This is a genomic window from Pseudomonas muyukensis (genome assembly GCF_019139535.1).
GTDB classification, from domain to species: domain Bacteria; phylum Pseudomonadota; class Gammaproteobacteria; order Pseudomonadales; family Pseudomonadaceae; genus Aquipseudomonas; species Aquipseudomonas muyukensis.
The window spans coordinates 2,652,396-2,666,959 of record NZ_CP077073.1; the positions used below are offsets into that span (position 1 = coordinate 2,652,396).

Consider the following 14,564-nt stretch of genomic DNA (forward strand, 5'->3'; position numbering starts at 1 on the left):
CGCCATGCGGCCCTCGGGGTGGGGGTCAGTCTGCCTGCTTGGGAGCGAAACGCAGGATGCCGCAGGCGATCACCGCCGACAGCAACGAGCCGAGCAGGATGCCGATCTTGGCGGCGTCGACCTTGTCGGGCTGGCCGGGGAAGGCCAGCTCGCCAATGAACAGGCTCATGGTGAAGCCGATGCCGCACAGCATCGCCACGCCGTAGATCTGCAGCCAGCTGGCGCCACGCGGCTTGCTGGCCAAGCCGCTTTTCACCGCCAGCAGGACGCCGGCGAACACGCCAAGCTGTTTGCCCAGCAGCAGGCCCAGGGCAATGGCCAGGGGCAACGGGGCGAAGATGTCGGCCCAACCCAGGTCGCCGAACGAAACTCCGGCGTTGGCAAAGCCGAAGGCCGGTACGATCAGCAAACCCACCCAGGGCGCCAGGCCGTGTTCCAGCTTGAGCAGCGGGCTGGCCTCGCGGGCCTTTTCAGTGCCGGTGCTGTAGGGGATCAGCAGCGCGCCGACCACGCCGGCGATGGTGGCGTGCACGCCCGACAGCAGGGTCACGTACCACAGCGCGGCGATGCCCAGCAGGTAGGGCCACAGCGCGACCACGCGCAGGCGATTGAAGGCCAGCAGCATGGCGATGATAGCGGCGGCGCCAGCCAGCGCCAGCAGGTCGATCGACGAGGTGTAGAACACCGCGATGATCGCCACCGCGCCCATGTCGTCGATGATCGCCACCGAGACCAGCATCACTTTCAGCGACAGCGGCGCGTGGCGCCCGAGCAGCGCCAGGGCGCCGACGGCGAAGGCAATATCGGTGGCGGCGGGGATCGCCCAGCCGCCGGCCAGGCCGGGCTCGCCGCGGGACACGGCCAGGTAGATCAGCGCGGGAACCGCCATGCCCATCAGCGCCGGCAGGGCCGGCAGGCGGCGTTGCTCCCAGCTGGCCAGGCGGCCGTCGACCAGCTCGCGCTTGATCTCCAGGCCCACCAGCAGGAAGAAGATCGCCATCAGGCCATCGTTGATCCACATGTGCACGGTCATCGGGCCGAGCTTGTCGGTCAGGGTCGGGCCCACGGGCAGGTGCAGCAGGTGCAGGTAGGCCTCGGCCCAGGGGCTGTTGGCGATGACGATGGCCAGGGCGGCGGTGAACATCAGCAAGACGCCGCCGGCCGCTTCGGTGGCCAGCAGCTCGCGCAGCATCGAGCGCTTGTGGGGAAGGGGGGCATGCATGGTGCGGTCCTCGTTCATGACGTCGCCCTCGCGAAGGCAGCGGCGCGGCGGGCAACAGGCACGGCGAGACGATGGCGCCGATTGCGACGGGCCACTGCGGCGATGAGCGAGAAGAAGGATGGGTAAAGCGGCGCGGCAAGCCATACCGTGAACACACGGGACGGAAAGCGCCATGGGGATAGCAGGCATGCGTGCAACATGGTCGAGTCTCACGGAAAACAAATGAATGTTCTCCGTATTCGGGAAGGGCTCCCGGGCGCACGCAGCACACGCCAGGCGCACATTCTAGCGATGCGGATGGGTGTTTGCCTCGGTTATTTGCGTCCAAATGTTGCCAGGCGCGCTTGTCAGCCCATTGGCGCCTGCGTAGCATCGACGGCCAGGAGATGGCATTCCTCCTTGAACCGCCTTGGGCTTTGCCTACAGAGCCTAGTGCTGATGATGCCTGCGCCAACCCCCGATGGAGGGGTGCGCAGGCGCTTGCCTGTCTCTCCATGGGGGTCTTAACGACCTTTGCTGGAGCTTGTCGATGTACCTGTCCTTATTTTCCGTTGTCGTCGGTGGCAGTGCCGGTTGCGTGCTGCGCTGGTGGTTGGGCCTGCGCCTGAATTCGCTGTTTGCCGGCATGCCCATGGGCACCTTGCTGGTCAACCTGGTCGGTGGCTTGATCATCGGTGCGGCGATGGCATTGTTCCTGCGGTTTCCCAACCTTGACCCGGCCTGGCGCCTGCTGATCACCACCGGCTTCTGCGGTGGGCTGACCACGTTCTCGACCTTTTCCGCCGAGGTGCTGTCGATGCTCATGCATGGCCGCGCCGGCTGGGCGATGGCCACGGTGCTGGCTCATGTGCTGGGTTCGCTGTTGATGACCTTCGCCGGGTTCGCCTTGGTGCGCTGGCTGGGTTGAGGTTGGCGCTGCGCGCGAGCATAGCGCCAACCTCGGTAATCACGGCCGGCACATCAAGCGCTGGCGCTCGTAGTTCACCGCCTTGTCCCGCTCCGGCAACTGGTAAGGCGCCGTGCAGTGCTGCTCGCCCCACTTCAGGCTCAGCTCGCCCTGGTCCTGCTCCAGCAGCACCAAGGCCTTGCCGCTTGGGTCGGCAATCGCCAGCTGGCGGCCTTCGGCATCCTCCACCGAGGCGCCAAACGGCAGCGGCTGACCGCTGCCATCGAACAGCTCGAACTGCACGCGGCGCCCGCTCTTGCCGGTGTAGCGGGCCAGCACCACGGCGCCGCGGCGCGGCACCAGCTGCTGGGTGGCGTTGTCGATCTCGATGTCGCCGCCCAGGTCGCGGGTGTCCAGGCTGATCCAGTTGACCCGGTACGGCTGGGCGTTGGGGATCACCGCATAGCCGTTGCGCCCGGTTTCCACGCCGCTGTAGCTGCTGATCTTCGCGCCCTTCACCCCAGGCACCTGGGCCAGGGCGAAGGTCTCGCTGACGGTCTGGCCGAGGTTGATGCCGCCACGGTGGGCCACCACCGCGCCGGCCAGGTTGAGGTTCTGCGAGTCGTAGCCACGGCCCTGGCTGTAGCCCAGGCTGATGTCGGCCATCGAGGTGCGGGTGTTGAGGTTGGCCGAGGCCGAGCTGCCGCTGGTGCGGCTGTGGCCGCCCTGGATCGAGTAGAAGGTGTCGCTGGTTTCCGACAGGTAGCCGTTGACGCCGGCCTGGGTGGTGGCGTTGCCTTTCTGCGTGCTGGTGGTGACGAACGCGCGCGGCGCGCGCACGCGGCTGCCCAGCGGGAACGACACCGAGAGGTTGAACTGGGTGTCGTCGCTGGTGGGGCCGGCGTTGTCCAGGTCCTTGGTGTGGCTGACATCGAGGTTGTAGGTGACCTCGCCCCAGTTGTTGCTGTAGCCGGCCGACAGGCTCTGCGAGCCGCCGCGGTTCCAGTAGCGCTGGTCGATGGCGGTCAGGTACAGGCTGCCGAACTCGCGGTTGCGCCCCAGGCTCTGGCTGATGGTCAGGTCGGTGCGGGTCTTGGAGTTGCCGCTGCGCCGGCGCACGTCGGTGCTGAGGTCCTCGATGTGGTTGGTGAGGCTGCGAAAGCCCTCGGTGGAGTAGCGGTAGGCGGCCAGGGTGAAGTTGGTGTCGGTGCCGGTGAAGGTCTTGGCGTACAGCGCCCGCAGGCTGTTGCCCTGGGTGGTCTGGCCCTGGGCCTTGCTCGAGGAATGGGTGACGTCGAGGGAAAACGCACCCAGCAGGGTATTCAGGCCGCTGCCCACGGCCAGCGCCTTGTAGTCGTCGGTGGCTTGCAGGCCGAGCACGCCGGTCAGGGTGTTGGACAGGCCGTAGGCCAGGGTGCCGCTGAGCATCTGCGGCGTGGCCAGGCCCTCGCTGTTGCTGTCGTAGCGCCCGGCGGACAGGCTGTACTTGACCTGGCCGTTGCGCACCATCAGCGGCAGGCTGGAGAACGCCTGCACGCTGACCCGGCGGCGACCATCGGCCTCGATGATGGTGATCTCGAGGTCGCCGTTGGAGCCGCTGGGGTAGATGTCGCTGATCTCGAACGGCCCGGGCGGCACGCTGGTGGTGTACAGCACGTAGTTGTTCTGACGGATTTCCACGGTCGCGCTGGTCTGGGCCACGCCACGCACCACGGGGGCATAGCCGCGTTCGCTGTCGGCGCGCATGCCTTCGTCCGAAGCCAGTTTCAGGCCGCGGTAGCGCACGCTGTCGAACAGGTCGGCGTCGCTGAAGATCTCGCCGGCGCTGAACTGGCCCTTGATCGCGGTGACATCGTGCTGCAGGTAGCTGCGGTTGCTCTTGAAGGTATCCGGGCGGCCGGTGCCGCTGCTGAAGTTGGACTCGTTGCGCAGCCGCCAGCCGCCCAGGTTCAGGCCATTGCGCAGGCTCAGGTTGTTGGCGGTGCGGGTCTGGTCGTCGCTGCTGCTGCGGCTGGTGTTGAACTGATAGTTGATGAACGCCGCGGAAACACCCTCATCCCACAGCTGTGGGTCGACGTAGCCGCGCAGGCCGCGCTTCATGGCCAGTTGCGGAATGCTCGCGGCCAGGCGCAGGCGGCTCGAGTCGAAGCTCAGGCTGGCCTGGTCGATCAGCGTGGGCAGGTCGTGGCAGGCCTGCGCGCTGTCCAGGCGCCCCTGTGCCCTGAGCTTGTCCATGTCGATGCCCAACTGCTCGAGCAGCTCCAGGGTCAGGCAGGGTTCCACCCGCCCGGTCTGGTCGTTGCGCTTGAAGTCGATGTCACGCCGGCCTACCAGCACCTCGTTGCTGTACAGGTCGACCCGGTAGTTGCCCGGCAGCACGCTGTTGGCCGACAGCAGCAGTTGCAGGTCGACCGTCGATTGCGCGCCCTGCAGAAAGGTGGTGTTGAAACCCTGCAGTTGCGTGTCGGCGTCGGCGTCGGCGTCGGCGGCGGCCAGGCCGGGCAGGGCGGCGCCGATCACCAGCGACAGGGCGTTGCGTTGCCAGGTCGGGCGGGGCGTGCTGCGCTTGGACGCGCGCGCGCCTGCGTCGGCCCCGCGGACGGGGCGGGCTGCGATGGACAGAGACATACGGGGAACCTATTTCATGTCCCGGCACGGGCTGGGCACGGGGAGGCTGCACGCAAACCGGCGCGCGAGGTAGGGCGCGGCGGTTTTCAGAAGGCGATGGTGGGTTCTGCGGGCTTGGCGTTCGCTGGCTGGGCGTTGTCTAGACGCACCGAGTATTTATGTTGGGCGCCATAGTCGTTGATGTTCTTGAAGGTCAGGGTCAGCGAACTTTGTGTCGGCGAAAGTGCGCTACCCAGGGTTTTTTGCGCACCGGGCGCAATCATGGTCGAGTCGGCGCTGAAGACGGTTTGTTTACCCAGCTTCAGTTCGATATCGGCCATGGACACGTGATACAAACTGGGGTTTTTCACGGTCAATTGCGCTTTGCCCGCGTGCGCGGTGAGTTGCCAGACCAGTTGTTCCGGTGCCAACAAGGCATTACCGGGCAAGTTGGCCGGGCGGAAGAAAATCTTGATGCGTTGGCGCACTGCCAACTGCAAGGTATTGGCTTGGCCAGTGGCTTGTGGAATTTCCTGGACATTCAGCCACACCACCGATTCGCGATCGGTCGGCAGGCCTTGGCCTTCATACAGAATGCGCAGCAGTTGTTCCTGCTTGGGCAATACCCTGGCCAGCGGCGGGGTAATGGCGAACGGCACTTGCGCCAGTTCGCTGTCGCCACCATCCACCCAGGATTGCACCAGGACTTCCTGGTTGCCATTGCGCACGGTGACGTTGGCTTCCTTGTGCGCGCCGTCGAACACGACGCGGGTGGCGCTGAGGGAAATGCTGGCGGTTGCCTGGGCGGCGACGAGCATGCCCAGCAAGCCGAGCACGGGATACACGGAACGACGCAACATGGTCGGGCACCTTGCGGGATGAACAAGTGGCGAGGCTTTGCAGCCTCGCGCATGGGGCACCTGCGGGGCGATTACTCGTACTGCAGGATGAACGGCAGGGTGGCGTCACCACGACCGGCGGTGGCGGTGCCGGCAGCGCCGGTGGTCACGTAGGCGGCGGAGAAGCTCAGGGTGGCGTCGCCGCCCTCGGCACCGGTGCCGTGCACGTCGCTCTGGATCTTGGCGGTGGCCGCCGAGCTCAGGTCGATCAGGTTGCCGGCTGGGTCGAGCAGGGCGATACCGACGTTGGCGGCAGTGCCGGTGCCTTTGGTCAGGGCCAGGACTTTCTTGCCGGTTACCAGGCCCGAACCGCCGCTGTTGGCGTCAAAGACCATGGACACCTTGGTGCCGACGTTGCAGTTGACGTTGAGGTTGAAGTCCTTGCCGGTGACGCGGCCCGATGCCGGGTTCTCGGCGGTGCCCATGTCCTTGATCGAGACAGTGCCCATGTCCACGGCGATGACGCGGTCGGCATTGGCGCCGTCGACCGAGCAGGCGTCATTGTTGATCACGCCGGTGAAGGCGATCTTGCCGCTGCCGCCTTTGATCGGGCCGGTAGGTTCGGCGGCGAAGGCGCCGGCGGAAGCGGCGATCAGCGACAGGGTCAATGCGGCCAGGGAGAACTTTTTCATTTTGATGTCCACGCGATTATTGGTAAGTGCTGCATGTGAAATGCACGCTTACGATAAGTCGCGTGGGCTTATTACCACATCAGACGAATCTGAATGCTAGCCGGGTGCCATTGTTTCAATTGAACACATTGCCCGCCAGGCAATAGGCCAACAACTCCTGGTCACTATTAACCTCAAGTTTGCGCATGGCCGAAACTTTCTGCGCGCTGATGGTTTTGGTGCTGCGGTTTTGGCTGCGGGCAATTTCACTGACACTTTGTCCGGCCACGAACAGGCGCAATATTTCAAACTCCTTGGGCGACAGGCTCTCCACCCGTTGATCGAGCGCGGTGGTGCAGGCGATGACCGAGTTGCGCGCAGGGGCTTGCGAGCGGTAGGGATTGTTGCGGGCGACGGCATTGAGGGCTTTTTCGATTTCGCCGTGCAACTGGCTCTTCTGGATGACGCCGTCCACCCCCAGTTCGTGCAGCCGCGTGAGGATCAGCGGGTTGGAAATCATGGTCAGGACCAGGACTCGTATCGCTGGGTAGTGGCGCTTGAGGTATTCGATCAGTTTCAGGCCGTCGCCATAGGGCGAGTCGGCCGGCATGTTGTAGTCGGAGATGACCACGTCTACCGCTTGGGTTTCGAGCAGATCGATCAGCCCTTGCGAGCAGACCGCTTCGCCGACCACGCAAAAGCGCGAGTCGCGCTCGACCAGTTCGCGCACGCCGAGCAGCACGATCGGGTGATCGTCGGCGATGATGACCTTGAGTTTTTCCATAAAAGACGACCCGTTAGCCGGTGCGGATGGGAGGGGTGTTTCCATTGGTGTTGAGCGCTTGGGGGATTCTATTGGAGTGTGGCCAGGATTGCCGCCAGCCTGGCCAGCACCTCTTCCACGCGCCCGGCCAGGGGCGCATCGAGTGGCGCGCCAAGCAGGGCATTTTCCAGTGCGCAGCATTGCTCGGCCAGGGCTCGGGCCTGCACGGCGCCCAGGGCGCCGGCGATGCTGTGCAGGCGCTCGCCCAGGCGCTGGCTGTCGTGTTGTGCCAGGGCCTGGCGCAGATGATCCATGTCTTGCTGCAAGGTGCTGACGAACAGCGCGCGCATGGCCGGCGACAGTTGCACGGTGTCGGCTGGCACGGGCGCCTTCGGTGCGACCAAGGTGTCAGGTGCCGGGCGGCTGGGGCCGTCGGCCAGGTTTGGCCGGCACAAGCGCACCAGGTGGCTGCGCAAGGTTTGCAGGCTCAATGGCTTGACCATCCAGGCATGCATGCCCACCTCGAGGCAGCGTTGGCCTTCCTCGCGCAAGGCGTTGGCGGTGACGCCGATGATCGGCAGCTGGCTATCGTGCTGGCGTAGCGTCCTGGCCAGTTCATAGCCGTTGATCAGCGGCATGTTCACATCGGTCAGCACCGCGTCGAACAGGCCGGGCTGCCAGCGTTGCAGGGCTTGCTCGCCATTGGCCGCGAGCACCGTGGTGCAGCCCAGCGCTTCGAGCTGTTCCTGGAGGATCGCCTGGTTGATCGGGTTGTCCTCGGCCACCAGGATATGCAGGCGCAGGGCGGCGCGCTGTTGTTGCGCCGCCTGCTGCTCATCTGCCACGCCGCCCTGGCGGACCTGGGCAATGAGCCGGGCGATGGCGCGCACATCGTGCATGTCCACTTGCCAGCGACCATCGACCCAGGTTGCGGGTACGGGGCCGTCGCTGCTGGCGCAGATGCGCGTGCCTTGCCAGGGTTCGGCGTCCGGGCAGTCGAGCAGGTCCACCCGCAGGGCCTGGGCGTTGTCCTGCTCCTGCGCTGGGATCGTCAGGGTCGCGGCGATGCCCAGGCGCTGCAGCCAGTCGACGCAGTGCTGGGCCAGCTCCGGTATCGGCGCGCGGACGTACACCGGGCTCGGCTCGGGCGCCAGTTGCGGACAGTCGCCCAGTGCGCCCTCGGCCAGCGGCAGGCTGACCTTGAGCGAAAAGCTGCTGCCCAACCCTGGCTCGCTGACCACCTTGATCTGCCCGCCCATCATCTGCGCCAACCAGTTGCAAATCGGCAGGCCCAGGCCCGCGCCGCCCTCGCTGGTGGCATCCATGACCTGGTAGAACAGCTCGAAGAGCCGGGCCTGTTGCAGCTCGGAAATGCCGATGCCGCTGTCGGTCACCTGCCATTCCAGGCTGACCTGGGTGGCGTCGATCGCCAGCACGCGGGTGCGCAGCACCACCCGGCCGGTGTCGGTGAACTTGATGGCGTTGCTCAGCAGGTTGTTGAGGATCTGGCGGATGCGTATCGGGTCGCCGACCACCTGCGCCGGCAGCTGTGCATCGGTGCAGGCATATAGCAGCAAGCCCTTGCGCTGGGCAAAGGCGCGATAGGTGCGCAGGGTGTCCTCGAGCATGTCCAGCGGGCAGAACGCCACGGGCTCCAGGGCCATTTGCCCAGACTCGATCTTGGACACGTCGAGCACGTCGCTGATCAGCTGGAACAAGGTCGCCGAGGAGCGCTGGATGGTGTGCAGGTAGCCCTGCTGGCGGCTATCCAGCGAGGTCAGGCCGAGCAGTTCGAGGGTGCCCAGCACGCCGTACAGCGGGGTGCGGATTTCATGGCTCATGGTCGCCAGGAACAGGGTCTTGGCCTGGTTGGCGGCATCGGCGGCGCGGCGTGCGTCTTCCAGTGCCTGGGCGTCCTCGACATGGCGGGTGACATCGCTCAAGGCGAGCAGCTTGACGTCCTCGCCGTGATAACGGGTCGAGACGAAACCGACCTTGAGGTGGCGGCCGTCGATCTGCACGTGATGCTCGCCGCTGCGGCTGTCGTCCAGTTGCGGTGCCAGCCTCTTGATCAGCTCGCCGGTACCGTGCCATTGCTGGGCGCATTGGTTTTCCAGGAGCACGGCATGGTCGGCGTTGCGCACCACGCACAGCCCGGTCGGGGCGGTATCGATGACCACCCGGCTGAAGGCCTCGCTCTCGGCGATGGTTTCGTGGGCCGCCCGGGCGGGCAGGATGACCCGTTGCTGGTACCAGCGGATGGCCGCCCGGCCCACGCCGAAGAGCACCAGGAAGGTGACGGCGAGGCTGGCCAGCGACCAGAACGCGTAGCGGAAGAAGTGCTGGTAGGTCACGGTGTAGACCGCGCTCCAGCCGCCGTTTGCCTGTTCGTGCAACCGGAACACCAGGCCGTTGGCCTTGAAGTTCAGGCCCTCTTGCACGTCGGCCAGCGGCAGGGGGTCGCCGATCAGGACGGTGCCGGAGGGGGCGATCAGGGTGAAACGGTCATACACGGTCCAGGCCATGATGCGTTCGAAATCGTTGATCTGGGCCAGGTCGACCAACGATGCCACCTGGAAACGTCCGGCGCTGGCCCGCGCCGGGTCCTGGGCAATGCTGGCAAACGCCAGTACCCGTGGCGGCGAGGCCTGGTCGGGCTGGGCGACGTAGCTGCGCCAGAGGACCGCGTCTTCCTGCGCCCAGGCAGCTTCATCGGGCAGGCGTGCGGCCACCTGGCCGATCACCGCCATGAAGGGCTCGTTGCCACTGACCGTCTGGCCGCGGCCACGGCCGGCGGCGGGCACGGCGATGTCGTAGTGCATCCCCGGCGAGAACAGGATCACCTGGGGCGAGCGGTAGTGGGCAGCCGACCAGAAGCTGCTGTAGAAGGCGGCGAGGTTCGCGCCCTGGCTGAAGATACGCGGCATCTGGCTGCTATCGACGCGCTCGCGATCGAGCTTGACGCTGAATGGCAGGGTGAACGGGAACGCCTGGCCTTCGTAGATTTCCGGGCCTTCCGCGGCCAGGGGCGTCAGTGCGGCCTGCAGGGGACGGTGCCGCTCGAGCAGCTCGCCCTCGACGCTTTGCCGCACCAGGGCCTTCAGGAAGGACTCCTGCTCGCGGATGTTTTCCATGAGGCGGGCGAAGTGAATGTTCACCGTGTCTTGGTGTTCGTCGACCAGACGCTGGATCGACCAGACGCTGAACGCCACCAGCAGCAGGGCCAGGCCGAGCAGTGCGGTCATGCCTTTGTTCAGGCGCAGAGAGCTGCGGGCAAGGTTTTCCAGCAGGGCGTTGTACTGTTTCATGGGGGGCAGCGGAGTCCGGAAGGCCTGGGAAGCGTCGATATCAAATGGATATTACCTCCGAAGTTCGGCCTTCACAGGGGTAATGCAGATTAAAAGGCCGCGGGCGGGCCATCGCTGTGCAGCAGGTGCTGGAACTGCTCGGCCGACACGGCGTGGGAGATCAGGAACCCCTGGACCTGGTTGCAGTCGACCTTGCGCAGCATTTCCAGCTCCTGGGGCGTCTCGACCCCTTCGGCGACCACGGTGAGGCCAAGCTTGCGGCCCAGGGCGACGATGCTGGCCAGGGCCGAGGCCAGGCTTTCGCTCTCATCGCAGCGTTGCACCAGCGCGCGGTCGATCTTGAGCTCGGTAAAGGGTGTCGAGACCAGGCTCATGTAGGAACTGTAGCCTTTGCCGAAGTCGTCCTGGGACAGGCCGAAGCCCTTCATGCGCAAGCGGCAGGCGCCGGCGTAGAAGTTGCTCAGGTCCTCGGGGATCGAGCACTCCATCAGCTCGAAGCACAGCTTGGCGGGCACCCCCTGGTGGTGCAGGACGAAGGCCAGCAAGCGGTCGGCCAGGTCGTGGCTGTTGAGCAGGTGGGTCGGCAGGTTGATCGACACCGGGATGTCATAGCCCTGTTCGCGCCAGCGCACCTGGGCGTCCATGGCCTGCTTGAGCATCGCCCACAGCAGGCGCTCTTCCAGGCCGAAGGCGTTGAGGGTCGGCAGGAAGGTGCCTGGCAACAACACGCCTTGTTCCGGATGCATCCAGCGCACCAAGGCCTCGGCGGCGACGATGCGGCCGTTGTGCAGGGACTTCTTGGGTTGGAACCAGGCCTGGAAGGCGCGGTTGTTGAGGGCGTCGACCAGGGTCTGGCGGTCGAATTCGAGGGCGGCCGGGGCGCTTTGCGTGGTGGCCTGGCGGCGCAGTTGCAACTGGTCGATCAGGCTGCGCAGGGCGGCGGGTTCGACCGGCTTGGAAATCAGCCCGAGCACATCCACGCCCAGGTTCTTGGCCACCAGGCTGGCGGCCATGAGCATGCGCCGCGAGGCGGCGCTCATGATCGCCAGGCCCGGCTTGTGGCGCAGGCCGGTGAGATGCTGGATGAACTGCACGCCATCCATGCCCGGCATCAGCAGGTCGGTCAGGACCAGGTCGAAGTCACGCAGGCGCAAGCGTTCCAGGGCTTCCTGGCCATCCCGCGCGGCCTCCAGGTGGAAGTTGCCCAGTTCGCTGAACAGGTGCTGCAGGTACATGTGCTGGAACGGGTGGTCTTCGACGATGAGGATGTTAAAGGGCTTCAAGACGGCTACCTCGATACGGGGCCAGGCAGTTGAACAGGGCTTGCAGGTTGAAAGGTTTGATCAGGCAGCGGTCCATGCCGGCGGCCAGGCACAGTTCTTCCTCGCCGCGCAGGGCGTTGGCGGTGGCGCCGATGATGGGCAGGGTGCAGCCTTGCTGGCGCAGGGCCCGGGCCAGGGCGTAGCCGTTCATGCCGGGCATGTTGACGTCGCTCAGCACCAGGTCGAAGCGCTCGTGCTGCCAGGCATGCAGGGCCTGCTCGCCGTCGCCGGCCAGGGTCACGCTGCAGCCGAGCTCCTTGAGCTGGTCGCGCAGGATCAACTGGTTGATGACGTTGTCCTCGGCGACCAGCACGTGCAGCCCGAGCGGCTCCGGCGCATCGGCGTGCGCCAGGGTTTCGCCGCGCGCACGGTGCAGGCCCTGGGCTTGGCTGACGGCGTGATGCAGGGCGCCGAGGTCGGTGAGGTTCACCTGCCATTGGCGCACGTCTTCGCGGGCCTCCCAACTGCCGAAGGCACTGGCCAGGATGCGTGGGCCAAGCCATTGGGCCAGCAGTGGCTGCTCGAGGCTGCCGGGGTGCAGTTCGAGCAACAGTTCGCAGGTTGCCGGGCCGGTAGTGGGTGGCATGCCCACCTGGGCCCGTGCGCCCCAGCGGCACAGCCAGCCGGCAAACGTCTCGGCCAACTCGTGGATGGGCGAGACCACATGGATGCGCTCGGCCAGCAGGTTGAAGGGCGCGAGGGCAGGGGCGCTGGCGGCCGAGGTGACTTCCAGGGGCAGGGTCAGGCTGAAGCTGCTGCCCAGGCCCAGCTCGCTGACCAGGCGCAACTGGCCGTTCATCAACTGTGTCAGGCGTTGGCAGATGGCAAGGCCCAGGCCGGTGCCGGGCACCAGCTGGGTATGGCCTTCGCTTTGGTAGAAGGGGTCGAAGATGTTTGCGTGGTCCTGCTCGGCAATGCCCTTGCCGGAGTCTGCCACCTGCCACAGCACCGAGCAGCGCTCGCCCTCGCGGTTGAGCAGCTTGGCGCGCAGCACCACGCGGCCACAATCGGTGAACTTCACGGCATTGCTCAGCAGGTTGTTGAGGATCTGGCGGATCCGGTTGACGTCGCCGATAAGCCGCTCGGGCAGGTGCGGATCCAGGCAGCCATAAAGCTGCAGGCCCTTGTTTCTGGCTGCGGCGCTGTAGCTTTGAATCACTTCCATGGCCAGTTCCGCGACGCAGAACTCGCTGCGCTCGAGGGCCAGTTGGCCGGCCTCGATCTTCGACACGTCGAGCACATCGCAAATCAGTTGCAACAGTGTCGCCGAAGAGCCTTCGATGGCTTGCAGGTAGTCGCGTTGCTGCCCATCGAGGGTCGTGCGCGACAGCAGCTCCAGGGTGCCGAGCACCCCGTACAGCGGCGTGCGGATCTCGTGGCTCATGGTGGCCAGGAACTGGGTCTTGGCTTCGTTGGCGCTGTCGGCGGCGCGCCGGGCATCCTCCAGCGCCGCCTCGATCTGCTTGCGCGCGCTGATATCGCTGAACACGCAAAGCACCACGTCCTCGCCCTTGTAGCGGGTCGGCGCGCAGCTCAGGTAAAGATGGCGGCCGTCGCTGGTTTCGAAGTCATCGCCGCAGGCGACACAGGGTTCGGCGAAGGCCTGTTCGATCCAGGCCGCGCTGCGCGAGACCCGGGCTTCGCCCAGCCACTGCTGGGCCAGGCGATTTTCCAGCACTACCTGGCCGTCGCTGCGGCGCAGGACGCACAGTGCCACCGGCGCGGTCTCGATCACGTCGCGGTTGAACAGCTCGCTTTCGACCAGGGCGCGGATGCGTTGCACCGTCGGGCTGATGAAGCGCTGTTCGAAGCGGCGTATCAACAACAGCATCAGGCCGATGCTGAGCAGGCAGAACAGCAGGGCGCCGACAATCTGCAACCAGAGCCCGGAGAGGATGGCGAGCAGGTCGATGGCATACACCAGTTGCCAGTCCGACGACATCAACGGCTTGTTGATGACCAGGTACTCCGGCAGCAGCCCTTGGCCGACGAAACCGAAGAAGTCACTGCCCTGGTGGGCGAGCAGCAACTGGCTCAGCGCCTGGTCGGAGCTGTTGCTGAACACCAGCATGCCATCGGCGTTGTACATCATGAACTTGCCCGACGTCGCATCGTTTAGGGTCGGCGAGACTTCGCGGCTGTCGATCTCCAGCCCCAGCCAGCCGGAGTCCGGGTCGCGCTGGTCGAGACGCTGGAAGATGTACAGGTGCGTGTGCTGCTCGTCCTGGTCGGCGAGCCACAGTTCATCGACCGCCGCGGGCTGGCGCGCCTGTTCGCCCTGCAAGCGCCGTAGCAGGGTGGCAGAGGGGGTGTGGGCATGGGCGATGGCGCTGTACAGCCAGCGCGCCTGGCCCTGGGGGCCGGCGCCGACGTACAGCAGGTTGACCTGTTTGGCGCGCAGGTAGTCACACATGCGTGGGGTCAGCCACAGGCTCCATTGCTTGCCTGGCTTGTCGCCCAACAGCAGGTGCACTTCCTCGCTGGGAATATTGGCCATTGGCAGCTTGCCCGGCGTGGTGCGGGCAATGGCTGTGAGGCTCAGGCTTTCCAGCAGCGCTTCACGGTTGGTGAAGAAGGTGTGCGCCTCGGCGATCGCACTGCTCATGTAGCCGCGGCGCTTGGAAATGTCGGTATTGAAGCTGAGCAGCAGGAAACTGTAGGCGCCGCCGAGGATCCCCGCTGATAGCACCAATGCCAACAAGCGAAGCAGGTGGCGCGCCGCTTCGGGGTTGGAGAGCAGTGGGTTGATCTGTTGTAGGTAGGATTTCAGTCGCATCGGGCGACTTTAGGCGCGGGGATGGCAGGACGATATCAGACGATCCTTAAAGCCATTTGTGTCCAAGCGGCCCAGGTGGAGGGCTTTCGTTGTTCGCTTTGTGATGGGCGTCACACCTGCTCCCGTGTCTAGTACCGTTTATCGGATAGGCTGGGGACACAGGGGTTCTA

General features: G+C 65.6%; 9 protein-coding genes and 1 riboswitch. Of the genes, 1 reads left to right on the forward strand and 8 read right to left on the reverse strand.

Going from position 1 to position 14,564, the window contains the following annotated elements:
* Positions 1-25: 25 nt before the first annotated feature.
* Complete coding sequence (gene nhaA, locus KSS95_RS11905) at positions 26-1,222, reverse strand: Na+/H+ antiporter NhaA (protein WP_217853824.1); 1,197 nt, start codon at positions 1,220-1,222, stop codon at positions 26-28.
* A 373-nt stretch (positions 1,223-1,595) separates the two neighbouring features.
* A riboswitch (Fluoride riboswitch) is annotated at positions 1,596-1,677 on the forward strand.
* Between the two features lie 74 nt (positions 1,678-1,751).
* Here nhaA and crcB point away from each other — a divergent pair.
* Positions 1,752-2,129, forward strand: a complete 378-nt coding sequence (crcB, locus tag KSS95_RS11910; protein ID WP_217853825.1) for a fluoride efflux transporter CrcB — start codon at positions 1,752-1,754, stop codon at positions 2,127-2,129.
* 39 nt (positions 2,130-2,168) lie between these two features.
* On the opposite strand, the gene KSS95_RS11915 is transcribed toward crcB, so the two are convergent.
* From KSS95_RS11915 to KSS95_RS11945, 7 genes are all read right to left on the reverse strand, one after another.
* A complete protein-coding gene (locus tag KSS95_RS11915) occupies positions 2,169-4,736 on the reverse strand; it encodes a fimbria/pilus outer membrane usher protein (RefSeq protein ID WP_217853826.1) in 2,568 nt (855 codons plus the stop codon).
* A gap of 86 nt (positions 4,737-4,822) precedes the next feature.
* The gene (locus KSS95_RS11920) at positions 4,823-5,575 is read right to left on the reverse strand and encodes a fimbrial biogenesis chaperone (RefSeq protein ID WP_217853827.1); all 753 of its coding nucleotides are present in this window, start codon (positions 5,573-5,575) and stop codon (positions 4,823-4,825) included.
* Between the two features lie 71 nt (positions 5,576-5,646).
* Complete coding sequence (locus KSS95_RS11925; RefSeq protein WP_217853828.1) at positions 5,647-6,246, reverse strand: fimbrial protein; 600 nt, start codon at positions 6,244-6,246, stop codon at positions 5,647-5,649.
* A 115-nt stretch (positions 6,247-6,361) separates the two neighbouring features.
* Positions 6,362-7,009: a response regulator gene (locus KSS95_RS11930; protein WP_217853969.1), complete on the reverse strand. Its 648-nt coding sequence runs from the start codon at positions 7,007-7,009 to the stop codon at positions 6,362-6,364.
* A 68-nt stretch (positions 7,010-7,077) separates the two neighbouring features.
* Complete coding sequence (locus KSS95_RS11935; protein WP_217853829.1) at positions 7,078-10,296, reverse strand: hybrid sensor histidine kinase/response regulator; 3,219 nt, start codon at positions 10,294-10,296, stop codon at positions 7,078-7,080.
* A gap of 89 nt (positions 10,297-10,385) precedes the next feature.
* Complete coding sequence (gene pvrR / locus KSS95_RS11940; protein WP_217853830.1) at positions 10,386-11,579, reverse strand: response regulator cyclic di-GMP phosphodiesterase PvrR; 1,194 nt, start codon at positions 11,577-11,579, stop codon at positions 10,386-10,388.
* Positions 11,566-14,394, reverse strand: coding sequence for an ATP-binding protein (locus KSS95_RS11945; RefSeq protein WP_217853831.1), 2,829 nt, complete (start codon positions 14,392-14,394; stop codon positions 11,566-11,568). The genes pvrR and KSS95_RS11945 overlap by 14 nt, the downstream gene beginning before the upstream one ends.
* Positions 14,395-14,564 lie beyond the last annotated feature (170 nt).

What these genes read in the sequence shown, in the direction of transcription:
- nhaA (WP_217853824.1), bottom strand. Translation starts at nt 1,222, where the DNA reads ATGCATGCCCCCCTTCCCCACAAGCGCTCGATGCTGCGCGAGCTGCTG.
- crcB (WP_217853825.1), top strand. Translation starts at nt 1,752, where the DNA reads ATGTACCTGTCCTTATTTTCCGTTGTCGTCGGTGGCAGTGCCGGTTGC.
- KSS95_RS11930 (WP_217853969.1), bottom strand. Translation starts at nt 7,009, where the DNA reads ATGGAAAAACTCAAGGTCATCATCGCCGACGATCACCCGATCGTGCTG.
- KSS95_RS11945 (WP_217853831.1), bottom strand. Translation starts at nt 14,394, where the DNA reads ATGCGACTGAAATCCTACCTACAACAGATCAACCCACTGCTCTCCAAC.
- KSS95_RS11920 (WP_217853827.1), bottom strand. Translation starts at nt 5,575, where the DNA reads ATGTTGCGTCGTTCCGTGTATCCCGTGCTCGGCTTGCTGGGCATGCTC.
- KSS95_RS11925 (WP_217853828.1), bottom strand. Translation starts at nt 6,246, where the DNA reads ATGAAAAAGTTCTCCCTGGCCGCATTGACCCTGTCGCTGATCGCCGCT.
- KSS95_RS11935 (WP_217853829.1), bottom strand. Translation starts at nt 10,296, where the DNA reads ATGAAACAGTACAACGCCCTGCTGGAAAACCTTGCCCGCAGCTCTCTG.
- KSS95_RS11915 (WP_217853826.1), bottom strand. Translation starts at nt 4,736, where the DNA reads ATGTCTCTGTCCATCGCAGCCCGCCCCGTCCGCGGGGCCGACGCAGGC.